The sequence below is a fragment of the Marinilabiliales bacterium genome (genome assembly GCA_007695015.1).
Classification (GTDB): domain Bacteria; phylum Bacteroidota; class Bacteroidia; order Bacteroidales; family PUMT01; genus PXAP01.
The window spans coordinates 19,672-42,126 of the sequence record REEN01000065.1 but is presented as its reverse complement, the minus strand read 5'-3'; the positions used below and the strand labels follow the sequence as shown (position 1 = coordinate 42,126).

Here is a 22,455-nt window from a genome sequence, read left to right as displayed (position 1 = left end):
TTACGCTTGCAGAAATAAGAAGTTACAAGGCGGCTGGCGCTGATAAAGTTATTAAATTAGCAGAAAAAACCTTATGCACCACTCGCACGAAACCCTCCGGGATTTTACACGCGGCTTTTTTACCCGAATCGGCTGCAGCGAAAATGATGCATCGATCATTGCCGACGTATTCATAGCAGCCGAACTCAGGGGGATAGGGTCGCACGGACTTATACGGATTGCCGATCACCATAACCTCTGGAAGGCCGGCCGCCTGAATACCGCCCCCAAAATCACGGTCGTCCGCGAAACCTTATCAACTGCTGTCGTTGACGGCGACAATGCCCCGGGCATGCTGCCGGCCGTATTCAGCATGGAAACCGCCATAGGCAAGGCCCGGGATGCGGGCACCGGATGGGTGGCATGCAGAAATTCAAACCACTTCGGCATAGCGGGTTATTATGCCATGATGGCCCTTGACCACGACATGATAGGCATATGCCTGACCAATGCCAACCCGCTGGTGGCACCTACATTCTCTATATCGCGACTGCTGGGCACCAACCCGGTAGCAGTGGCCGTACCTGCCGGCAAGGAGCCGCCTTTCGTAGCCGACTTTGCCACAACCCCCATTGCAAGGGGCAAGCTTGAGGTGGCCGTAAAGAAAGGGGAAAAAACCCTTTACGGCTATGTGCAGGACCGGGAGGGCCGGCCTGCCGACGATCCCGATATCCTTCGCAAGGGAGGTGCCATGCTCCCTCTTGGTGGTGACCGCGAACACGGCAGCCACAAGGGCTACTGCCTGGGTGCCATAGTTGACATACTCTCAGCACTCCTGTCCGGCGCAGGCTTCGGGCCGTTCGTACCTCCTTCGGTCGCCTATCTCCCCCTTCCGGAGGAGGGTAACGGCAAAGGGACCGGGCACTTCTTCGGGGCCATGCGCATCGATGCGTTCAGGGAAGCAGGCGAGTTCAGGGATGCCATGGACAGATGGATAATGACATTCAGGAATGCAGAAAGCGCCGAAGGCAAACCGGCGGTGCTGATACCCGGTGATATTGAGAGGAAAAATGAGGAGACAGCAAGGAAACGCGGCATAAGCCTTATACCTGCCGTAAGGGAGGAGATGAACAGGATTGCAGAAGAGCTCGGTATGGAAACAAGACTTTAGGATTGCCGCATAATATCAGTGCCATTTGCGGCATCCATATCCCGCTTTCAACTCTGCCGCACAGGTACGGCCGGTCACCGGTTTCAGGGTCCGGCGCTGATATCACCCTGTCAGACTGAGGTTTTCTCCTCACTTTTTATTATTTTTGCATACTGTTTTTTGTTACCGGAGTTCTTGTATTATCAATATCTAATTACTGAAAAATATGGGAAAAGGAGACAAAAAGACCCGCAGGGGCAAGATTATCAAAGGAAGTTACGGCGTCAGAAGGCCCCGCAAAAAAACCGGGCCTGTAACCACGGGTACCGGCAGGAAAAAGGCATCCGGCGCCAAAGCCTGAAAAGAGGAACGGGGCCGTATCTGCGGCTCCCATATCTTAAAATATAAAGGATCATGCCGGAAAAAGTAGTCGTAGGGTTATCGGGGGGGGTGGACTCCAGCGTGGCGGCATACCTGCTCAAAGAGCAGGGTTATGATGTCAGCGCCCTCTTCATGATCAACTGGCATGATACGGAGGGTACCCTTTCGGGCGACTGCCCCTGGCATGACGACCTTATCTTCGCATCGCTGGTAGCCGAAAAGCTGGGCATTCCGTTCCACAAAACCGACCTCAGCAAACCCTACCGCGAAAGGGTGGTGAATTACATGTTCAGCGAGTACGAGAAGGGACGTACCCCAAATCCCGATGTGCTGTGCAACCGTGAGATCAAGTTCGACCTGTTCATCGAGGAGGCGCTGAAGCTTGGCGCCGACAAGGTTGCCACGGGCCACTACTGCAGCAAGGAACAGATAACCTCGGGGGGCAGGACTGTATACAGGTTGCTTGCAGGCGCCGATCAGAACAAGGACCAGAGCTACTTTCTCTGCCAGCTCAGCCAGAAACAGCTCGAACGGGCCCTCTTCCCCCTGGGCGGCATCAGCAAGGAAGAGGTGCGCAAGACGGCCGCAAAGCTTAACCTGCCGACTGCCGGTAAAAAGGATTCCCAGGGCATCTGCTTCGTGGGCAAGGTGGACCTGCCGCTGTTCCTGCAGCAGAAACTGCAGTCCCAAAAGGGTGAGATAATTGAGATACCCCGGGGGTTTTACAGGCACCTGGAACAACCCGGCAGCGACACGAAATCGCCAGGCAGCGGTACGGAGTCGCCAGGCAGCGGCGCGAAATCGACCGGCAGCGGCACGGAATCGACCCGCAGCGGCACGGAATCGACCCGCAGCGGCACGAAATCGTCCGGCAAACCATTCCGGCCTGAAGAAGACAGCGGCGCAGAACCGGCAGAAAGAGTATCCCGGGCCGAAGAAGACAGCAGCACCGTTAATGCCGAAACCCTTGAGAGTATCTGCCGCCCGGTTGCCTACCTGCCCGATGACGGTATCCGGACCGGTTCGCATAACGGAGCATGGTATTTTACCGTGGGGCAGCGCAAGGGCCTGAACGTGGGAGGCCGGAAAGAGCCGGTGTTCGTGATCGCCACCGACACAAAAAGGAACATAGTATACACTGGCGAGGGGCATTCGCATCCCGGACTGAACCGGCGGGGACTCTTCATACGGGCGGAGGATGTACACTGGATACGTGACGACATTAAAATGCAGCCCGGCGAAACAGCAGCTTTTATGGTACGGGTGCGTTACAGGCAGCCTCTTCAGAATGCCCGGCTGTTCATGAGGGAAGACGGTCTCTATATTGTTTTTGAGAATAAGCAGAGGGGTATTGCTGCCGGACAGTTTGCGGCATGGTACCGTGACGGCGAGATCCTCGGCTCCGGCATAATCGACTGAGAACAGGTCAGGATCCGTCCGGCGGCCTGTTGTGAAGGCCGCACTCCTTCTTCTCAGGCTCTTCCCACCACCATCTTCCCGCCCTCACATCGTCTCCCGGCTTTACCGCACGGGTGCAGGGCTGGCAGCCTATGCTCGGAAAACCTTTGTCATGCAGAGCATGGTATGGTATATTGTGCTCCTTGATATAGTCCCACAACTGCTTCTCCGTCCACTCGGCAAGCGGATTGAGCTTCACCAGGTTGTTGCCTTCATCCCACTCTGCAAAATCAACATTGAAGCGGGTAACGGACTGCTCCCGGCGGAGGCCGCATATCCATGCATCAAGTCCACCGAAAGCCCTCTTCAGTGGCTCCACCTTCCTTATGCCGCAGCATAATTTCCTGTTTTCAACGCTGTCATAGAAAAGGTTTATCCCTTTTTCAGCCACCATCTTCTCCACCTGCAGGTAATCGGGGAAAAAGACCTCGATGTTAATACCGTAGTGCCTGTTGGTACGCTCAAGCAGCTCATAGCTCTCGGGAAACATACGCCCCGTGTCGAGGGTGAATATCCTGGCCTGGGGGTCAACCCGGCACACCATGTGGGTGAGCGCCTGGTCCTCTGCCCCGAGGCTGCTGGCCAGGGCGATCCTTCCGCTGAAACGACTGCAAGCAATTGCCACTATCTCTTCGGCGGTTTTCCCCCGGCACATGCTGTTCAGTTCATTGATTTCTGCTTTATCCATATCGGTGCTCAATTATAGATTATTTGTGTCTGTGCCTGACACAAATTTAACCCTTTTGACCCAAAAACCTCAAACCTGATCCCGGACGCGCACCCTTTGGTTGCCGCGAGGGCTTACAAACGCGCCAGGAGGAAGGGTCCTGTAGCTGCCGGCGCGCCCCCCGGTGGCCGTCATACGGTTCCGGCAGCAGGCAGCCGGGCCGGTCCGGATAATTTTTTTATCTTGCCGGCGTTATGTGTAAAAGCTTTCGTGGTGAACCCTTTCCCCATTCTTCTTATCATGCTGCTGGTCCCGGCCCTGTCGCTGCAGGGACAAATACTGCTGGATATAAAAGGGCTTGAAGGCGTAGCCTTCCCCGAAAGGGTAATCACAGCAGATCAGGATGACCTGCAGTTTAACGATACCCTGGGCATTGAAAGGCACCTGGCAGGCATAATAAGCGCCCTCCACTCGATGGCCCACCTTGAGGCATCGGTCGACAGCCTTGTTTTTGACAGATGCGGTGCAACTGCCTATATCCATGCAGGAGCCCGGTACGGCACAATCGGGGTCTGCCTTGGCGGGATTGACCGTGAAGTGCTTGGCAGGCTCAATATAAGGGAGCGAAGATACGAAAGGAGGCCGGTTGATATTGCCTCGTTCAGGCAACTGCAGCACCGGCTGCTGACCCATTACGAAAACAACGGTTACCCCTTTGCATCCGTTGCCCTGGAAGGAACGGAGATCCATAATGATACCATACGGGGCAGGCTGACCGTTCAGAGGAACAGGCATTACCGCATTGACAGCATACATGTTTACGGGGATACCCGTGTTGAGAGGAAGCATCTTTACCGCCACATCGGGATTGTGCCGGGAGATCCCTACAGCGAAAAGCGTTTCAGGCAGGCCGGCCAGAGGATAAGGGAAACCGGCTTCTTTGAGGAGATACGTGAGCCAGAGGTTGAGTTCATGAGGGAGGAGGCTGACCTCTACCTGTACCTGAACCACAGGCAGTCCGGTTCATTCAACGGGATTATAGGGCTGGCGCCCTCCGGCAGCGGGGGCATCAGGCTGGCGGGAGAGGCAGGGCTGGACCTGGCAAACATGTTCAACCGCATGGAGCGGATTGGACTTCACTGGCAGAGCCCGGGCAACGGCGTGCAGCAGATCGATATTGAACTTGGCCAGCCCTATCTTTTCGGCAGGGCTTTCGGGGCTGACCTTAATTTCCATATGTTCAGGCAGGACAGCGCCTATCTCAGGGTAGAGGGCGAAGCAGGCATCCCGTTTACAATTACGGGTGGTGGAGCGGTCTCCCTATTCGGCCGGACCTCCTCGGTAATGGTAATTGCCGGTAAGGAACAGGTGCCCGGGGGTATCCCGGCGGCAGGGGTGCGCAGCCGGATGACAGGCCTTTCATGGAGGTACCGGAGAATAGACAACCTGGTCAATCCCCGCAGGGGCTGGAGTTTTCGCACTTCCCTCGGGGCTGGCAGCAGGTCAGTAACCGAACCCGGTAACCAGGATGCCACAGCATGGTTTGCCGAAGGCGCCGGCGAGATAAGGCTGTTCATACCGGTAGCCACCGCAAGCACCATAATGCTCTCCGGCAACTCGGCCGGGAAGCTCAACATCGGTCACGACAGGGAAGCAGACCACTTTTATGCAGGCGAGCTGTACCTGCTGGGAGGAATTCACACGATAAGGGGGTTTGATGAAAGAAGCATCGCGGCAACGGAATATTTCATACCGAGGGTTGAATACCGCTACCTCTTTGATGCAACAGGCAACATCTTCCTGTTTTTTGACGGACTGGCTTACAGGGCAAGGCTGCCGGGCGGGACTACCTCCGACACGCCTTTCGGTTTGGGGACCGGAATTACCGTCGGTACCCGGGCAGGACAGTTCACAATAAGCTATGCCGTTGGAAGGGAGCTTGGCAACCCGTTTTCATTCCGGTCGTCAAGGGTGCATATGGGGGTACTGAGCAGGTTCTGATTATTACAGGCGCCTGTAGAAATACAGCACAGGTATTGTGTCATCCACCTTTTCACTCAGTGTGTAGTACCCGCTTCCGTCGGGCATCCAGCCGAATGCCTCACCCTGGGGCTCCACCCTGTATGGCAGCAGGAGAGGCTGGCGCTTAAGCGCCTCGTAAACCGGCTCTCCCCTCTTCCTCTGCCAGTAATAGATCCTGTCATCTGTTTTAACGGCAATCTCGCTGCCGTCGGCAGATATGTCGCCTGCAAGCGCCCTGTTGAAAGGGAAATAACCCACCTTTTCGAGTGTTATCACCTTCCCGGAAACCTGTGGATAAATTGCCACATAAACAATTGACCTCTCATCCCTCTTGGTGACGATATAAATATCGCGGGTTTCAGGATCGATCATAAGGGTCTCCGCATCCCTTGCCCGGCCGTCGGGATAGATGAAGTCAATTCTCTCGACCCCGTCAACCGGTTCATTTGCAACCGAATCAAGCAGGCTTATATCAGGTTCAGGCACCCTGTACACCGACATTATATCGTACTGCGCATGGTTATCTCCGATTTCACCGATATAAAGGTAGGTGATGCCGTCGAGCGGACCCGGACCGGCAGCCATATCCTCCCAGTCCCTGTTAAAGGCGCCCCTTATGATGAACTCACCGTAATCTTCGGCGTTTTCGCCCACCACGAACAGCCGGTTAAAATCGCCGCTGTCATTGTGAACCCATATTTTCGAAGGATTGCTGCGGCTCACCGCAAGTCCGCTTGCCTCAACAATATACCTGTTTTCCAGCTCCCCCCTGGCCTCCGCCCCTGAAAAACCCGGATGATATTCCAGGTTATCAAGGTCGTACTGAAAATTCAAAGGTTCAGGGGGTAACATCGTCCCGCCATTGTCAGGCTTTGAGCAACCCTGTAACAATAACTGTATAGACAATACATAGATAAGTCCGCCAACCCTGTTGACCATAAACAGAAATATTGATGAAAACAGAAGCAAGTATACTAAAAAATTACCGTCTTAAAGAGTATATTTCTCCTGTAAAAAATCAAAATTTTGTATTCATAAAGAAACAAAATTTTGACTTACAGTCGGAACCGCTTCGCTTTACCATAAAATTTTTTTTATCCGTCGGTGTGTAATTTGGATAAAAATAATTTCATGTACATTTGCATCTGACTGAACATAAAAAACTACAAAAACATGAAGAAGATATTCCTACTGCTGGCCATTGCGGCCGCCACCTTTACAGGTTGCAAGGATGAACCGCTGGCACACGCCAGGTTCTGCGCCGATATCAGTCCCCAAAACCCCTGTGTGGGCGAGGACAATGTATTTATCCAGGGCACCAATGTGTGGGCCCACCTGATCCTGAGTCCCCGATTCAACGATACTGCTGTAACCGCCAACTTCTACGGGTATCAGAACGGACAGCGCATTTTCATTGAGAGTATCCATCATGAGCTGGACCCCGGACAGACCCTTGTCATGGAACAGCTCTTCATCAACCTCTGCGGTGATTTTGAGATCGAATGGAAGGACAGCAAAGGCAACCTCCTGGCAAAAGGCGAATTCGAGATCTGGTAACAAATAAGTGTAAACATGCAGCAAAACTGCCTGTAGTACCAGTGAAGATATAATGGCTGCGTCTTTATGCCATACGGGCCGCCCGCATGTGTTCACCCGATTCTGAAAAGATAGCAATCTAATGGCGGGCTCATCCTGTATCATACAATAAAAAAAGCATCCCGGAGGATGCTTTTTTTGTTGCTGTGTATCTCAAATTCCTAGTAGCCAGGATTCTGCTGCAGCACGTCAGGCTGAAGGTCGAGCTGCGACTGCGGAATGGGCTGGTACCTGTCCCTGTCGGTGAATGTGGCTCCCCTCATGAAGGTCCTGATCTCCTCATCAGCCCTTGCAAAGTCATTGAGGGTCTTGGCCATCGGCACAGAGTTAAGTCCGGCCGGCAGGTCGTCCCAGCGCCTCAGGTCAAAGAAACGCTGCCCTTCGGTGGCAAACTCAAGGCGCAGCTCCCACTGTACGGCCCTCATAGCCTCAGCCTGGTCTGCAAATGCAGGATAGAGGCCGATGTTATAGTTGGCAGCAGGCTGATCCCAGTCCACGTCACCACCAGACATATAGTCGCCTTCATCGGTACCTGGACCCCACGGGTGTGCTTCAGGAGGAAGTTCAGTGATCAGCACGCGGCCCATCACAACCTCGTTTCCGGCACGTTCGCGTATCATGTTAACATATGTGCGGGCTGTCTCCAGGTCATTTTCAAACGCTGCAACCTCGGCTCTCCACAGAAGTACGTGTCCGTAGCGGATGTAACGGTAGTTGTTGGCGTTGTTTCCGGTCATCCAGCCCGTTGTTGTGGAAAGGCTGTAACGCTCATGCTGGTAGAAGAAGGGCTTCGAAACCGGCATGTAGGGGCCGCCGTTGCTCTGGTCGCGTATCCAGTCCCTTCCGCGCATGATACCCCAGTCCCTGTAAGGAATGCCCCTGCGGCTCACGGTCCAGTCAAGGCGCGGGTCAACCTCATCATCAAACGGGACGAATGTTGCCGATGATGCTACACCCTGATCATTCTTCAGGTGCACGTTAACCTGGTCAAAAACAGGAAGTCCGTTGGCATCTACCCTGAAGGCATTCACCAGGTTCTGTGAAGGCTGGTGAAAGCCGCAGCACATGCCAATGTCGCCTCCGTGAGGCCAGTTCAGCCCAATTCCCATCTCGGCGTTACCCGAGCAGCAGGCTCCGTCATTCACGTTTGCCTGTATCTCGAATATCGACTCCGGGTTGTTGTTATGGGCAATCCTGTAATTGTCCAAAAAGTTCGGCATCAGCTCAAACCTTCCGCTGTTGATGATGTTGTCAAGCAGCGGCTTGGCCGAAGAATAGTCCAGCACCTGGAGGTACGCCCTGGCAGCAAGCGCCATGGCTGAATACCTTGTCGGGCGTCCCGGATCGGACTGGGTAGCGGGCAGGTTCTGCCATGCGTATTCAAGGTCGCTGATAATATGAGCCAGCACCGCTCCTTCGGGATTAACGTTTGAAACTTCGGACGGGTTCTCAGTCTCCTCGGTAATGATCGGGATATTCTTGAACACCAGCCATGCCTCAAAATTGTAAAGAGCCCTGAGGAAACGGGCCTCAGCTGTTTTCCTCGCCCTGAAATCGTCGGTTATGTCCTCTGTGGCATTAATGATCCTGAGCACCTCGTTTGCGCGGTTAACTCCCATACCGATGGCCCATTTCCATTTCTCACCCGGGTAGGGGTTCGTGGTTGGTACTTCCCATCGTTCAATGTCATTGGCAGGAACCTGGTCGGTTAACTCCGATCCCTTGTAGGCATCGTCAGAAGCGGCCGAGCCGTATGTCCAGTTCTGGATTGAGGCGCCCCAGCTAACCTCCCATACGGCACCTCCGCTGACTATTCCGTATGTTCCGAGCAACAGCGCGTCAATTCCCTTGGCGCTGTAGAAGACCGTCTCGTCGGTCACCCCCTGTGGGCGTTTGTCGAAAAAGTCCTCCGAACATGAGTATGATATGGCCAGTAGCATTACCGCGGCCAGTATTATTGATAGTTTTTTCATGTGGTTGTGTTTTTTATTGATTAAAATAATTGCCTTCTTACAAACCTAGTGATACACCGAACATGATCTGGCGCGGTGTCGGCCATGCGCCCATATCCATACCCATGCTTCCGCCTGATGTATTGAGCTCGGGATCAAGTCCGCTATAATTGGTTATGGTGAACAGGTTGGTAACCTGGCCATAGATCCTCACGTTCTGTATCTGCATCCTGTTGGTCAGCTCCTGCGGCAGCCTGTAGCCGATCCTCAGGTTCTTCATCCTCAGGAATGATCCGTCCTCAACAAAATGTGTTGAAGGCTGCTGTGATCCTTCTGCAAGGTCATGAATGGGAAGCTTGGCCTGTGCATTGTCAACATATGGGCTGCCCCACGAGTTATATAGCGCATCATGGCTCTTACCACCGTTGAACATACCGAAGTCTATCCAGCGGCGTACGTAGTTGATCATATCATTGCCGTAGCTTCCGTAGAAGAACATGTTAAGGTCAAAGTTTCCATAACCGAGGTCAATGTTCAGACCTCCCGTAAAATCGGGATGGGGACTGCCGATATATTGCATGTCGGCCGGAGTTATTTCACCGTCACCGTTAACATCCCTGTACTTGAAGCGGCCCGGCGCGTTATAGTCGCCAAAGGGCGGATGTGCATCAGCCTCTGCCTGTGTCTGGAAGATGCCATCAACTATGTACCCGTAGAACTCGGGGAACGCTGTTCCGACAGTGGCCCTTGTATATGACATCTGCCTCTGCCACCCCATTACCAGGTACTCCTCTACATCGTCCGAGAGCTGCATCAGCTCGTTCACGTAACGTGACAGCGTTCCACTTACGGCATATCTGAACTGTCCGCCCATAGCGGTGTTGTTGTATCCCAGCTCAATATCAAAGCCGGTGTTCTTCATCTCGCCGATATTGACGAAGGGGGGGGTTGCTATACCCATCACCTGCGGAACGCTCAACTGGTAAAGCATGTCGGAGGTGTACCTCTGCCAGCCGTCTATTGAGAAGTTGACGGTGCTGTTGAACAGTGTCATGTCAAGCCCGAGATTGACAGTTTCAGTGGTTTCCCAGGTCACGCCGGGGTTACCGACTGCCGAGGGCTGGAAGCCCATTTGCGAGGAGGTGTTTGAACCGTCAATGGCATATGCAGAGTGCATGATATGTGTCCCGTAGGTCGAGAAGATATTGTAGTTACCTATCCTGTCGTTACCCGACACACCCCAACCAAGTCTCACCTTGCCGAAATCGAGCCAGCCCCTGGTGCCTGCCATGAAATCCTCCTGGGAGAATGCCCATGCGAATGATGCTGCCGGGAAGTTGGCATAGCGGTTGTCTGCTCCGAAGCGGGATGATCCGTCGCGGCGGACAGTGGCCTCGAACAGGTACCTGCCCATCAGGTCATAGTTAACCCGGCCGAAGATCGAGAAGAGCGACCATGAGGAGGCCGAACCCGAGTTGGCCTGGTTTATCTCGCCCGATGAAAGCTGCATGTAGTTCACATCGGTCGAGAAGTACTGGCTCCTGGAAGCATTCATCCACCTGTAGTTGTTGTCTATGGCCTCCGTGCCCAGTATCACCGCAAGGCGGTGGTCATCGCCGAAACTGGCAGCATAGTTAAGTGTATTTGACCAGTTCCACTGGAGCGAGTAGTTGTTGCTCCTGTTGAATCCATCAATCCTGTTGGGCTCTGAATGTTCGAAGTTGGCAATGTTTGCCCACCAGCCGTTCCACTGTCCGTAGTTGTAACCCATCGTTGACCTGAAACTTAACCCTTCGTAAAGATCTGCCTCAGCAAATATATTACCAAGAATCCTGAACCAGTCCCCTCCGTCGTTCCTGGCACGGTACAGCATCGCTACCGGGTTGCCCGAGTTACCCATTCCGGGAGCCCTGGAACCCGCAAAGTTTCCTTCTATGTCATACACGGGAATGATTGGCTGCGAACGGTACGCCTGTGAAATCGGGATGCCTTCCGAGTTATCGCCCAGGTTACCGTAGTTGCTGGTGTTGATAACCTGAACCGATTGTCCGGCCTTCAGCCAGTTGTTGAACCTGGCATCGGCTGTGTTACGGAAGGTGAACCTCTCAAAGCCTGTATGAATAAGCATACCTTCCTCATTCAGGTAACTTCCCGAAAAGGAATAAGTAACATTCTCGCCGCCGCCCGTGACCGACATGTCGTACTCCTGTATAAAGCCGTTCCGGTAGATCTCGTCATACCAGTTGGTGCCAGGCACGCTCGCCTCAAATATCGGGAAATCCGGGTACCTGTAAAGCCCGTGGTCAACGCTCATGGCACCGGCAGGCAGGATATAGTTGGGTATCCTGGGCTCTGCACCGTCGCCGTATTGCGGATGCGAGTAGTTAACACCCGGGGTCAGTCCCCTGTTGCGGGCCTCAAGCCAGAGCATCTCACCGTACTCTGCCGTGTTGAGCAGGTCATACTGGTTAACTGCCTGGGTAATACCGGTGCGCACGTTAAAGTTGACTTGCGGCCTCTGTCCCTCGCGCCCCCTCTTGGTGGTGATAATGATAACACCGTTAGCGCCCCTGGTTCCGTAAATGGCCGCCGATGAGGCGTCCTTCAGGATGGATATCGACTCGATATCATTGGGATTAAGATTGTTGCCTGGTCCTGCAGGTACACCGTCAATGATGTAAAGCGGATTGGCATCGTTGATCGTACCCAGTCCGCGCACACGCACTGTAGCGTCGCCGCCCGGAGTATTGGCAGTAGTCACGGTAACACCTGACACCTGGCCCTGGATACGGCCCATGGTACTTGGAGCTGTCGAGATCTCCATCCGGTCGCCCGACAGGGTCGAGACCGAACCTGTCAGCTCCTCCCTCATACGGGTACCGTAACCAACGACAACGATCTCGTCGATGGCTCTTAGCTCAGGCTGCAGAACCACATCAACAACATCGCGGCCCTCAATCGCAACACGCTGCCTGGCATATCCCACATATGATATAACTAGTATTGATGTGGGGGCCGGCGCTGTGAACGAGAACTGGCCGTCAACATCGGTAACTGCACCAATTGTTGTTCCTTCAACAATCACGTTCACTCCCGGCAGGGATACTCCCTCAGGGTCGGTAACAGTACCGCTGACCCTGTGCTCCTGGGCGCTTAGCTGAAAAGCACACAGGAACAGTACCAGGAAAGCACTTGTGATCTTGGTCATCAAAGAGCTTTTTCGGAAATGTTCCGTTGGAGAGAACAAATTTCCGGTTTTAGGTAGTTTTTTCATAAATGTGTAAGGTTTTAAGGTTAAATAACAATAGACACAAAACGAAACCGTATCGTGTCAGACTTGATAAAAAAAGAAATTTTCAGATTCTATCCATAAAGGCTTTTTAAATTTATTTTAAAATACTATTCTGCCCAAATATAGGCACAAATTAAGAAAAACAAAATAAAATGTTAAATAATTTAAAATTGAACCTGCATTCAGAAGCACTCTCATTGATAAATTCAAAACAGGTGATATTTAAATGATTAACAACAAACAATTACCTTCCCGGTCGCATCCGGCGGGTAAAAATTCAGGCATGTTCCGGGTGGAATGGATAGCCGAATGACCCGGTTGTTAAAAAATGTTTATATAAAGATGCAATAAGGAGGCCTCAGGTTGCAAGAATTTGCTTTTTTTTCCCTTGCCCGCAATTAATCTCCTGAAAACCTTTTTCCGCAGGGCGAAATCCGGAAACCGGCTTATTGAAAAAACCGGTTTTAACCTCCGGATTATCTGTTTCCATCGCCTTTGCCTTTGGCTTGCGGTTTGGCTACGGTTTTGGCTCTGGCTGGCGGCTTGGCTCCGGCTTTGACTTGCGGTTTGGCCTTGGTTTTGGCTTTGGCTTGCGGTTTGGCTCCGGTTTTGCTTTCAGCTTTGTTTTCAGCTTTGCTTTTTGCTTCTGCCCCGGTTTCTGCCTCCCCCTCACTTTCATCGCTGCCCTGCGGTTTATCTTTGTTTTCTTCGGCCCTGGCAAGCAGCCCGGGAAGGTCATGCCTGAGCAAAATATTGTACCAGCTGAGGATCTTCTTTATGTCAGAAACATACACTCTCTCCCTGTCATATTCGGGCAGTACCACACCGAAAAACTCCTTCAGCCCGGCCGGCGGGGATTTTGGATCCGGGGCTTCCCGTCCCTCATTATGGTTGTGTATCTTTCTGAAAACATCGGCAAGGGGTAGTTCGCCTGAACCGGTATAAACAGATATCTCTTCAAGTGTGCTTATCCGCTGTGTTGAATAAGCGCTCATACGCTTTTTGTCATCAAGCGATTCAACAATTATTGCATTTCTCCCCTGGGAAACAAACCGGTAAAGTCCGGGATATCCCGAAATTGCCATTAGATCCTTTAGTTCCATATCCATATTTGAGTTAATGATTATATTATTCAGCCGGCAATATCCCGCGGCTGAGCATGTCATGCAGACTTAGCAGTACAGGGAGTACCGGCTCGCTTTCATCATTCCTGATCACTGTTCCTGCAAGAGGTATCTTTTTCTCATCGGGCCACTGATTCTCCATCCGTTTCTCAACCTCATCGCGGGTAATACCGCCACGTTTCAATATCCTCTCCATTCTCATCTGCTCAGGTGCAGCAACCAGGATGATCCAGTCCAGTTCTCTCCATGTGCCCGTCTCGAACAGTATGGCAGCCTCCTTTATTATGTATGGCCCACCATAATGATCCTCCAGCCAGGCTGTGAAGTCATTGTGCACTGCCGGATGGACAATGCTGTTAAGGGTATCCAGCGCCCCGCTGTTCTCAAATACGAGCGATGCCAGCTTTCCCCTGTCCGGTTTACCGCCGGTGAAGAAATTTTCGCCGAATGCCTCCAGCAGGCTGCGCCTCACCTCTTCATCACAGGATAAAATATTCCTTGCCCTGTCATCGGCATTGTATACGGGTACACCCAGTATTTCGAACACCCGGCAGACTGTTGATTTGCCCGAACCAATTCCTCCTGTAACTCCAATTTTAAGCATGACCAGTCAATTACCCCTCCTTTCTGCCGGATCTGTTTCTATAATAAAATCGACCGATTGCGGATAATACCTTACCGACCTGATAAAATCGGGTTGTTTGACCAGTCGGACAGGCAAACGTCCGGTGCCGGGAACCCGTGTGCGGTAATCGGTCTCTGCCCTGAACTGCTGACGGCTCACCTTATCATAATCGGTCAGGGCGACGAGGAAAGAGACTGACACCTCAGAAGGGAAGGTTATTATCAGCAATGTATCGGGAAGATTGATCACTTCAACGGGAATTCTCAGCCCTGCCTCCGTGAATTGCTCAACAGGTATATTGACCCATACAGCCGGTTCGGAATATTCAAGCATATCCGCCTCATGTATGGCCGCCCTTCTCCGTAGTGCGTCACTTACTCCCCTGGCAATCACGGGGAGGGTCCTTACCGAACTCATTGTATCGACTACTGTGGCAGGACCCGACACGATTACAGAATCCGGTTCTGTCCTGATATTCCCCTTGACCATGAACTGCGGCCTGAATTCCAGTTCAACTACAGGCTCAACAGGCAACTTCCTGCTCACTTTATCGGTAAAGTTGAAAAAAAGAGTGTCGGGCCTTATTTCAAGTATCTCTATCCCGGCACCCAGTTGCCCGGCAATCCTGTTTGCAGCAACTGATGAAAGGATGTAGAAGTTACGGGTCCCGGTGTCGGGCAGCCTGTTTAGCGAAAAAGAATTAACGTCAAAAACTATGGGAAGAAGCCTGCGGCTTATATAATACCTGAGAAGAGTATAGCCGTGTGCATTTACAGTCAGCTCCAGGCTGGAAGGCAGTTCTCCCACCATGACCATATTCGGAGGGAAATTCGTATAGCGCACCGGGTACCCTACGGGAACAGTATATTCTTTGCCAAGTGCATTGAGAAACCAGAAAATGGCGGACAATGCAACAAAAAAAAGAAAAACCAGTACCCTGCGATCCGGCCTGAACCTGGACAGCCTTTCATGTACCCTGCTGATTATGTCTTTAACCTTAACCAATTATAATACCGGTTGAGTGTCAAATCTTACTGATCCCGGGTGAAGCTCAGCCTGCCCCTGATGGAACCGGACTTACTGCTTTCGGCGGCAGGGGCCTGACTACTTCTGTCCTGCCAGATCGGTAGGATCCTTAAGGACTGCGTTCTTGTCGACCTTGATATGAATATTGTTACCAACGTCCATGGTAACCACCTGGCCGGAGATATCGTTTATTTTCCCGTATATACCTCCCGTGGTGACAACCTTGTCACCCTTCTTCAGAGCTTCCCTGAAGGTTCTCAGTTCTTTCTGCTTTCTCATCTGTGGCCTTATCATGAAAAAATAGAATACAAAAATGATAAGCAGAAGCGGTAAAAATGAGATCAATGGATTCTGGCCCGGCTGTGCCGTTGCCGTAATAAATGTAATAACCTGGTGTGTCATACTGTAAAATTATAGTTAGTAATCAATTAAATGCAATATTTTTTTCAGGAAAAGCTTATCAGGCAGTCGTCCTGTTTCATCAAATGCCTATTCAATCATAACACGCAATGCAAGCGTTACCATAGCATTATCGGCATTTGTAAAAAGATTGATGGTCTTTACCTGCCTTCCCCTGAATCCCCTGGTGTCAAATACCACGCGAAGGCCTCCCTCCTCGCCCGGGCCAATTGGCCGGCCGTCAAATTCAGGGACAGTGCAGCCACAGTCGGCACTGGATGAATGAATTATCAGAGGCGCATCACCCGTGTTCCTGTACCTGAAGGTATGGACCAGTTTTTCGCCATGCCTGACAGTGCCAAAGTCGTGCCTGATATTTCGAAACTCAATATAGGGCCCTCCCTCATGAACTGACATCTCTGCAAAACCCTGGTCACGAACCGGCCCTGGACCACAGGAGGTCAGCATGATCAGCACCATACAAAACGCCACCTTTACTATATGGTTCATAAAAAGAGTGTTATTAAACTGCAAAATAAGCATAAAATTACAATAACAGCAAAAGTCTTTCAGGACTCACCTATAAGACCCCGTCCCTTCTTAACGATCCTGTTTTCCTCTTTGAGCTGCCCGATGATCTTGTCAAGTATCCCGTTAATGAAATTACTGCTTTTGTCAGTACTGTAATACTTTGCAATTTCTATATACTCGTTGAAGGATACCTTGGTCGGGATCGATTCATTGGCCAGGATCTCTGCTATTGCCTGCTCCATGATCAGGATATCCATAAATGCTATCCTCTCGACGTCCCAGTTCCGGGTATGCCGTTCTATCAGCTTTTCATAATCCTTATGGTTAATGATCAGGTTCATGAAAAGCCGTCTTACGAACTCGCGGTCATCTTCATCTTTGAATAGCTGATATACCGGCACCGGAGTATTGTGATCGCCCGAAAATTTCCTGATGCTCTTTTCTACCATTCGCACTGTAAATTCAAGGTCATCATTCCAGTAGATGCTTCTTTCCTCGAGCACCTGGTCAAGCTGCGGGGAGAGGAGTATAAGATCATTGAGCACTGTCAGTACAAATTTTTTATCGGACTGCCATGTTGCTTCAGACTCACCCATGTACTCCCTGTATAATTCTGAGCTGGCCAGTGTATTGAAAAGCCCCCTGATCAGTTCGGGGTGGCCGGCCCATGAAATCTTATGATTACGTAACAGGGTGCCCAACTCACCGTGCTCCTCCAGATGAAGGATAAGCGAGTTTTCGGCAAACCGGGTGTTTGGATTAAGGTCCTCCCATGCAGGTGAGAGTTTTGACCGGGCAAGGTCAATCCTTTTTCTGGCATATCTGGCAAGGTCAATCAAAAGCTGGTAAACAGAGAGATACAGTTCCCATGTTTTGCCTATACTGAAAAACAGCTCCTTTTCACTTTTGGCAGGGGTGTCAACCCCTGCTTTGAAATAAGCATAAGCGGCCTGCAAGACCTTGATCCTTAATAATCTCCTGCTGATCATTTTTATTTAAAAGAGCCCGTGCAACATGTTCAGGGAGGTGCAAAGTAAATGTTTTTTGCCCAAACAACCTGTTTTTTGGAAATATTTCGACCAATATTTTAAGTGACAAATTTGTGTTTCGCCGCCAAAATTATTTTATTTGTTAAAATAATTGATTCCACCAGGATGCAATTATTTCTCAATCACGTGAAACATAATCTTTTTAAAAAGCAGGAAGATGGAAGAGAATGACAAAAAAACCGGAGGAGATAACGACGCAAGACAGGAAATCTACTCGGAGACGGTAAGGGCTGGAAAGAGGACCTATTTTTTCGATGTCAAGGCTACCAGGAACAATGATTACTACCTTACCATTACCGAGAGTAAGAAAAGGTTCAATAAGGAAGGGAAGCAGTTTTTTGAGAAACACAAGGTGTTCCTGTACAAGGAAGATTTTGAGAAATTCAGCGAGGGACTTACTTCAGTCATCTCATACATCAACAACGCACAACCGGCTGAACCGGCAGAGGCAGGTGATGAGGATGAAACCGGCAAGGAACTCACCGGGAGCTTTACAGATGTCAGTTTCGACGACCTGGAAAAACAATCATAATTCAGTCCGCCTTCTTTTGCAGGACAATATCAGTGAAACAGGCTTAACGGCCAGTTATTGCTGAATTGTTCTATAACCTCATACATACCTGGCGTGAGCTTGCTTACGACCGGTTTTACCATATTAACTGGTATCTCTTTATAATAAGCCTGAGCAATGGCGCCTGTTATGGTTGTGATAGTCGCAGTCCTGTTCCCCAGGGATATGGCAAGCCTTATAGAATCACCGAAATTCCGGCTGTCCAGAAACGCTATGATAGCTTCAGGCACCGAACCCTGGCATGACTGGTCATAGCGGAAACGGGGCCTGATCTCTTCAATGGTACGGTTAAGGTCATAACTGTACTCCGCCTCAATATGGCTCCGGATCTCATCCTTTGAACGCCCGTTCTTTGCAAGGAATACAGCAGAAGCAACAGCCTTTGCTCCTATTATACCGTCAGGATGGTTGTGACTTACCATGGCGCACCGGGCAGCCTCATCAACCACCTCGGGCAATGTCCTGCCCGAATAGCCGACCGGACTGACCCTGAGTGCAGCACCATTGTTCCAGCTATGGTATGGCTTTGGCTCCTGCTGTGAGATCCAGCGCATGAAGGCAGCGCCATATCCCCTGCCCGGGTATTCATTACCGTACCTTTGCAGGTTATTTATGTAATCCTTTCCGTTAAGCAGAGAGTCCATCACTGCCACAGTCAGCACGCTGTTACTTGTAAAACCCGCCTTAATTGAATCCGGGTCGGGCTTTTCCGGCATCCTGCCCGATTCAGAATACTCAGTTCCCAGGATGTCTCCCGCAATTGCACCGATAATCAGTTTCTCAACCATAAATAATTTATTGCTGTTTTTGAGCAGATTATTCTTCTTTATCCTTTTCTGAAATAAACTCTTTTATCTCTTCGTATGAAAGCTTCTTCACGTTCGTAACGATGAACTTCTCACTGAGGAACCCACCATATTGGTTGCATTCGGCAACAGCCTCCCTGAAAACATCGCGTACGGGCGCCCTGACAGGAAGAACAGCAAGTAACGAACAAAAATTATCCATAAAGCATATCTCCTCTGCTTCGGCTCCACAATTCTTCAGATGATAGTCAAACTCAGTTCTCACAAGCTTACGCTGGAATCCACTGAATTGTTTCCCGGAACTGCTTATAAGGACCACAAAATAACGTAGCCCGGATCCCTTCCCGCCAAGTCCGGTTGATATGAATACCTGATCCTCATCCAGCAGCCGGCTCTGGATCACCATCCTGCTCTCCTGAAATGCCAGTACGGCCCAGTCCCTCAGCTCCGCATCAGGGTTCCCGAGATACCTTTCTATGGCCCGGTAGGCAGCCACCTCCTCCGAAGCGGCAAGCCGGGCCAGGAGTCTCTTTTTCTCTTCTGCCGGAAACCCGCAATCGAAAAGTTTCTTTGAGAGTTCAGGTATATCAGCATTGACAGGGTTCTTTTTCAGTTCCCTTGCGAATTCAAAGTATTCCACCTGCAGGTCTATGTCGATCTGTTCTTCAAGAATACTTATATTTCCAGGGGAGTGGCCAAGAGCATCCTCTATCTTCTCATATATGTTTTCGTCTTCCATAATGGTGACAAGGATATCAACATAAACGGACCTGTTCCTGAAAGATTATGGACAGGTATAATTTTTTTTAAATAATCTTTACAACGACCCTGATACCCCACCCTGAGACCAGTTTATTTTACAATGCTAAGAGGGGGTAACACCGCCAGGAAACTGGCAAAAATACCCATATATAGGTATATGTACAAAGCAAAATATCGCCTATTTTTGCATTTCGCAAATACTGATGGGGCCTGAAAAGGACCATTGCCGATCTAAATACAGAATATGACCCTTGCAGAGCTTCATACCGACCAGAGCGGGATCATTACCAAGGTTAAGGGGCGGGGCGCTTTCCGCAAAAGGATAACCGAGATGGGATTCATCAGGGGAAAAACTGTGAAGGTAATCAAAAATGCCCCTCTTAAAGATCCCGTCGAATACAGCATAATGGGTTACGAGATCTCGCTTCGCAAAAGTGAAGCAGCCCTTATCGAAGTGATCACCCCTGATGAGGCTCCCGAAAAGGTTAAGGAAAAATACAACGGGATCGTAACTGAAAAATGGCTGAAAAACAAGGCTGATGTAAAGGGGAAAGTCATCAATGTTGCCATGGTGGGCAATCCCAACTCAGGGAAGACCACACTCTTCAATTCTGCGACACGCTCAAAGGAGAGAGTGGGCAACTACGGGGGTGTGACAATTGATGCCAAGTATGGAAAGTTTTCCCTCAGGGGATACAGGTTCAATATTGTCGACCTTCCCGGCACCTATTCTCTTACCGCATGGTCTCCCGATGAGCTGTTCGTCAGGGAACATATAATTGAGCAGCTTCCCGATGTTGTAATTAACGTTGTTGATGCCTCAAACCTCGAACGGAACCTGTTCCTCACCACCCAGCTGATCGACATGGACATCAAGGTGGTAATGGCTTTGAACATGTATGATGAGCTGCTCGAGGCGGGTGACGAACTGGACTATGAATCTCTTGCCAGGATGACCGGCATCCCGGTAAGCCCCACCATAGGCTCAAGGGGAATTGGAATTAACGACCTGTTTCAGAAAGTAATTGATGTTTATGAGGACGAGGACAGGGACATGAGGCATGTTCACATCAACTACGGCCCCGAAATAGAGCTATCGATAGGGCGCATACAGGAAAGGATCAAGGTAAACCTCCATCTTACCGACAAGATATCTTCACGGTTTCTTGCTCTGAAGCTGCTTGAGAAAGACAGCGATGCCGGAAAACGGATATCAGTGCTTGAAAACGCGGCTGAAATTGCCAACGTTGCAGGCAGGGAGGTAAAACGCCTGGAAGCTGCCATTGGCGAGGACAGCGAAACCCTGATAACAGATGCAAAGTATGGTTTTGTATCGGGTGCCCTGCGGGAGACCATGAAACGGTCGCCTGTGACACGCCGTAAACGGTCGGAGGCCATAGACGCCATCCTTACCAACCAGGTTCTTGGTTTCCCTCTGTTTCTCCTCTTTATATTCGTTATGTTCATGGCAACCTTCAGGCTTGGGGAATATCCGATGGAATGGATAGAGGGCCTGGTTGAGGTCACCGGTGAGTTTATTGACAGCCGAATGGCAGAAGGAAGCTTCAAAGATCTGCTTATCAACGGGATGATAGGCGGGGTCGGGGGAGTGATCGTGTTCCTGCCGAATATCCTTATCCTGTTTTTTTTCATTTCACTTATGGAAGATACCGGGTACATGGCCAGGGCAGCCTTTATAATGGACAGGTTGATGCACCAGATAGGACTGCACGGAAAGTCATTCATACCCCTGATCATGGGATTTGGCTGCAACGTACCTGCAATTATGGCCACACGAACCATAGAGAACAGGAACAACCGGTTGCTGACGATGCTCATAAACCCGTTCATGTCGTGCAGCGCCAGGCTGCCCGTTTATGTGCTGATCATCGGGGCCTTTTTTCCCAAATATCCGGGGATTGTGCTGTTCGGACTTTACGGGTTCGGGATTGTAATGGCGGTGATGGTTGCCCTGATTTTCAAAAGGCTGCTGTTCCGCTCCGATGATGTTCCTTTTGTAATGGAACTGCCTCCTTACAGGATACCCACACTCAAAACAACTCTGCGCCATATGTGGCACAAGGGATCACTCTACCTGAAAAAGATGGGGGGTATAATACTGGTTGCATCAATCATCATATGGGCCCTGGGCTATTTCCCCACAGGATCGCGAACTGCCGCAGTAAATGACCAGAACACGGCACTCGCTCACTATGATACTGACAAAGCCGCAGAATTGATAACCCCGGCATCAGCTACCCCAGGATCAGGTGCCGCAGGCATGCCGGCAGACGCGGCAACGGATGCCTCCCAGGGTTTCAGTACTGAACAGAGCTCATATATAGAAAGAATTGGCAGGTTTATCGAGCCTGTCCTGGCACCACTCGGATTTGACTGGAAAATGGGGGTAGCCCTTGTATCGGGACTTGCAGCAAAAGAGATCGTGGTAAGCACAATGGGGGTGCTGTACCATGCTGAAAGCGAAGTCGGTATCCCGTCTGAAAGCCTTGGAGACAAACTGAAGCAGCAAAGATATCCCGACGGCACCAGGGTTTTCACCACCGCATCGGCCCTTTCATTCCTGGTGTTCATACTTCTGTATTTCCCGTGTGTTGCTGTTATTGCAGCTATAAAGAACGAATCGGGGCACTGGAAGTGGGCGGCTTTCATGGTTCTATACACAACCGGGCTCGCCTGGATAATGTCGTTCCTGGTCTACAATTTTGTTAGCCTGATTATCTGAAAAAAACTATGCAGGACATACTGTCATATTCAGCAATTATTTACGCGGTTACATATACCATATACCACACGGCACTGACTTTCCTGCCTGACAGGCTTAAGGGCGGCATGGGAGCTATCAGTGGCGGCACAGGAAAGTTCACCGCCGGCACTGATGTAATATCCGGCAATAAAAGAGGCCCCGCAGCAGGAAAGGGAAGTTTCACTGCCGGACCGGGAACCCTCTCCGGTAAAACGGGGAAGTTCACCGCCGGCTACTGTGCATCATGTTCCGGGTGTGCCTTCAGTAAAAAGTAATTCGGAACCCCGGCAGTCCGGTCAGC

The 22,455-nt window shown here is 50.8% G+C and carries 20 protein-coding genes and 1 pseudogene; 9 read left to right on the top strand and 12 right to left on the bottom strand.

Annotated elements, in window-relative coordinates:
- The first annotated feature begins 73 nt into the window (after positions 1-73).
- From EA408_09490 to mnmA, 3 genes are all read left to right on the top strand, one after another.
- A complete protein-coding gene (locus EA408_09490; GenBank protein TVR71227.1) occupies positions 74-1,150 on the top strand; it encodes an Ldh family oxidoreductase in 1,077 nt (358 codons plus the stop codon).
- Between the two features lie 205 nt (positions 1,151-1,355).
- Entirely contained in the window at positions 1,356-1,490 is a 135-nt protein-coding gene (locus EA408_09485; protein TVR71226.1) for a 30S ribosomal protein THX, read from the top strand.
- A gap of 53 nt (positions 1,491-1,543) precedes the next feature.
- Complete coding sequence (gene mnmA, locus EA408_09480) at positions 1,544-2,929, top strand: tRNA 2-thiouridine(34) synthase MnmA (GenBank protein ID TVR71225.1); 1,386 nt, start codon at positions 1,544-1,546, stop codon at positions 2,927-2,929.
- Positions 2,930-2,936: 7 nt separating this feature from the next.
- Here mnmA and EA408_09475 read toward each other — a convergent pair whose 3' ends face one another.
- A complete protein-coding gene (locus EA408_09475) occupies positions 2,937-3,656 on the bottom strand; it encodes a phosphoadenylyl-sulfate reductase (GenBank protein ID TVR71224.1) in 720 nt (239 codons plus the stop codon).
- Between the two features lie 96 nt (positions 3,657-3,752).
- Between EA408_09475 and EA408_09470 the strand changes: the two genes are divergently transcribed.
- Complete coding sequence (locus EA408_09470) at positions 3,753-5,636, top strand: hypothetical protein (GenBank protein TVR71223.1); 1,884 nt, start codon at positions 3,753-3,755, stop codon at positions 5,634-5,636.
- A 3-nt stretch (positions 5,637-5,639) separates the two neighbouring features.
- Here EA408_09470 and EA408_09465 read toward each other — a convergent pair whose 3' ends face one another.
- Entirely contained in the window at positions 5,640-6,491 is an 852-nt protein-coding gene (locus EA408_09465; protein ID TVR71222.1) for a hypothetical protein, read from the bottom strand.
- A 339-nt stretch (positions 6,492-6,830) separates the two neighbouring features.
- Here EA408_09465 and EA408_09460 point away from each other — a divergent pair, with 339 nt between their 5' ends.
- Positions 6,831-7,214 (top strand): hypothetical protein, encoded by a 384-nt coding sequence (locus EA408_09460; protein TVR71221.1) that lies wholly within the window; start codon positions 6,831-6,833, stop codon positions 7,212-7,214.
- Between the two features lie 200 nt (positions 7,215-7,414).
- Here EA408_09460 and EA408_09455 read toward each other — a convergent pair whose 3' ends face one another.
- Entirely contained in the window at positions 7,415-9,226 is a 1,812-nt protein-coding gene (locus EA408_09455; GenBank protein TVR71220.1) for a RagB/SusD family nutrient uptake outer membrane protein, read from the bottom strand.
- Between the two features lie 37 nt (positions 9,227-9,263).
- Complete coding sequence (locus EA408_09450) at positions 9,264-12,479, bottom strand: TonB-dependent receptor (protein TVR71219.1); 3,216 nt, start codon at positions 12,477-12,479, stop codon at positions 9,264-9,266.
- A gap of 391 nt (positions 12,480-12,870) precedes the next feature.
- Here EA408_09450 and EA408_09445 point away from each other — a divergent pair, with 391 nt between their 5' ends.
- On the top strand, positions 12,871-13,056 hold the full coding sequence (locus EA408_09445) for a hypothetical protein (protein ID TVR71218.1): 186 nt from the start codon (positions 12,871-12,873) through the stop codon (positions 13,054-13,056).
- Between the two features lie 181 nt (positions 13,057-13,237).
- On the opposite strand, the pseudogene EA408_09440 reads toward EA408_09445, so the two are convergent.
- From EA408_09440 to nusB, 6 genes and pseudogenes are all read right to left on the bottom strand, one after another.
- Positions 13,238-13,600, bottom strand: a pseudogene (locus EA408_09440) (hypothetical protein).
- 25 nt (positions 13,601-13,625) lie between these two features.
- On the bottom strand, positions 13,626-14,225 hold the full coding sequence (locus EA408_09435; protein TVR71217.1) for a dephospho-CoA kinase: 600 nt from the start codon (positions 14,223-14,225) through the stop codon (positions 13,626-13,628).
- Positions 14,226-14,231: 6 nt separating this feature from the next.
- Positions 14,232-15,251, bottom strand: a complete 1,020-nt coding sequence (locus EA408_09430) for a hypothetical protein (GenBank protein TVR71216.1) — start codon at positions 15,249-15,251, stop codon at positions 14,232-14,234.
- Positions 15,252-15,350: 99 nt separating this feature from the next.
- Positions 15,351-15,674 (bottom strand): preprotein translocase subunit YajC, encoded by a 324-nt coding sequence (gene yajC, locus EA408_09425; GenBank protein TVR71215.1) that lies wholly within the window; start codon positions 15,672-15,674, stop codon positions 15,351-15,353.
- Between the two features lie 87 nt (positions 15,675-15,761).
- The gene (locus EA408_09420; protein ID TVR71214.1) at positions 15,762-16,214 is read right to left on the bottom strand and encodes a DUF1573 domain-containing protein; all 453 of its coding nucleotides are present in this window, start codon (positions 16,212-16,214) and stop codon (positions 15,762-15,764) included.
- A gap of 26 nt (positions 16,215-16,240) precedes the next feature.
- Entirely contained in the window at positions 16,241-17,191 is a 951-nt protein-coding gene (gene nusB / locus EA408_09415) for a transcription antitermination factor NusB (protein ID TVR71213.1), read from the bottom strand.
- Between the two features lie 217 nt (positions 17,192-17,408).
- Between nusB and EA408_09410 the strand changes: the two genes are divergently transcribed.
- On the top strand, positions 17,409-17,783 hold the full coding sequence (locus EA408_09410) for a DUF3276 family protein (protein ID TVR71212.1): 375 nt from the start codon (positions 17,409-17,411) through the stop codon (positions 17,781-17,783).
- A 29-nt stretch (positions 17,784-17,812) separates the two neighbouring features.
- Here EA408_09410 and EA408_09405 read toward each other — a convergent pair whose 3' ends face one another.
- Positions 17,813-18,595, bottom strand: a complete 783-nt coding sequence (locus tag EA408_09405) for an ADP-ribosylglycohydrolase family protein (protein ID TVR71285.1) — start codon at positions 18,593-18,595, stop codon at positions 17,813-17,815.
- Positions 18,596-18,638: 43 nt separating this feature from the next.
- On the bottom strand, positions 18,639-19,367 hold the full coding sequence (locus EA408_09400; GenBank protein ID TVR71211.1) for a hypothetical protein: 729 nt from the start codon (positions 19,365-19,367) through the stop codon (positions 18,639-18,641).
- 267 nt (positions 19,368-19,634) lie between these two features.
- Between EA408_09400 and feoB the strand changes: the two genes are divergently transcribed.
- Both feoB and EA408_09390 read left to right on the top strand, forming a co-directional pair.
- Positions 19,635-22,133 (top strand): ferrous iron transport protein B, encoded by a 2,499-nt coding sequence (gene feoB / locus EA408_09395; GenBank protein ID TVR71210.1) that lies wholly within the window; start codon positions 19,635-19,637, stop codon positions 22,131-22,133.
- An 8-nt stretch (positions 22,134-22,141) separates the two neighbouring features.
- Entirely contained in the window at positions 22,142-22,429 is a 288-nt protein-coding gene (locus EA408_09390) for a hypothetical protein (protein TVR71209.1), read from the top strand.
- The last annotated feature ends 26 nt before the right edge of the window (positions 22,430-22,455 follow it).

Coding starts and splice junctions, on each gene's coding strand:
- EA408_09490 (TVR71227.1), top strand. CDS start 74: ATGCACCACTCGCACGAAACCCTCCGGGATTTTACACGCGGCTTTTTT.
- EA408_09410 (TVR71212.1), top strand. CDS start 17,409: ATGGAAGAGAATGACAAAAAAACCGGAGGAGATAACGACGCAAGACAG.
- EA408_09420 (TVR71214.1), bottom strand. CDS start 16,214: ATGCTTATTTTGCAGTTTAATAACACTCTTTTTATGAACCATATAGTA.
- EA408_09485 (TVR71226.1), top strand. CDS start 1,356: ATGGGAAAAGGAGACAAAAAGACCCGCAGGGGCAAGATTATCAAAGGA.
- EA408_09475 (TVR71224.1), bottom strand. CDS start 3,656: ATGGATAAAGCAGAAATCAATGAACTGAACAGCATGTGCCGGGGGAAA.
- EA408_09400 (TVR71211.1), bottom strand. CDS start 19,367: ATGGAAGACGAAAACATATATGAGAAGATAGAGGATGCTCTTGGCCAC.
- nusB (TVR71213.1), bottom strand. CDS start 17,191: ATGATCAGCAGGAGATTATTAAGGATCAAGGTCTTGCAGGCCGCTTAT.
- mnmA (TVR71225.1), top strand. CDS start 1,544: ATGCCGGAAAAAGTAGTCGTAGGGTTATCGGGGGGGGTGGACTCCAGC.
- feoB (TVR71210.1), top strand. CDS start 19,635: ATGACCCTTGCAGAGCTTCATACCGACCAGAGCGGGATCATTACCAAG.
- EA408_09390 (TVR71209.1), top strand. CDS start 22,142: ATGCAGGACATACTGTCATATTCAGCAATTATTTACGCGGTTACATAT.
- EA408_09460 (TVR71221.1), top strand. CDS start 6,831: ATGAAGAAGATATTCCTACTGCTGGCCATTGCGGCCGCCACCTTTACA.
- EA408_09450 (TVR71219.1), bottom strand. CDS start 12,479: ATGAAAAAACTACCTAAAACCGGAAATTTGTTCTCTCCAACGGAACAT.
- yajC (TVR71215.1), bottom strand. CDS start 15,674: ATGACACACCAGGTTATTACATTTATTACGGCAACGGCACAGCCGGGC.
- EA408_09455 (TVR71220.1), bottom strand. CDS start 9,226: ATGAAAAAACTATCAATAATACTGGCCGCGGTAATGCTACTGGCCATA.
- EA408_09435 (TVR71217.1), bottom strand. CDS start 14,225: ATGCTTAAAATTGGAGTTACAGGAGGAATTGGTTCGGGCAAATCAACA.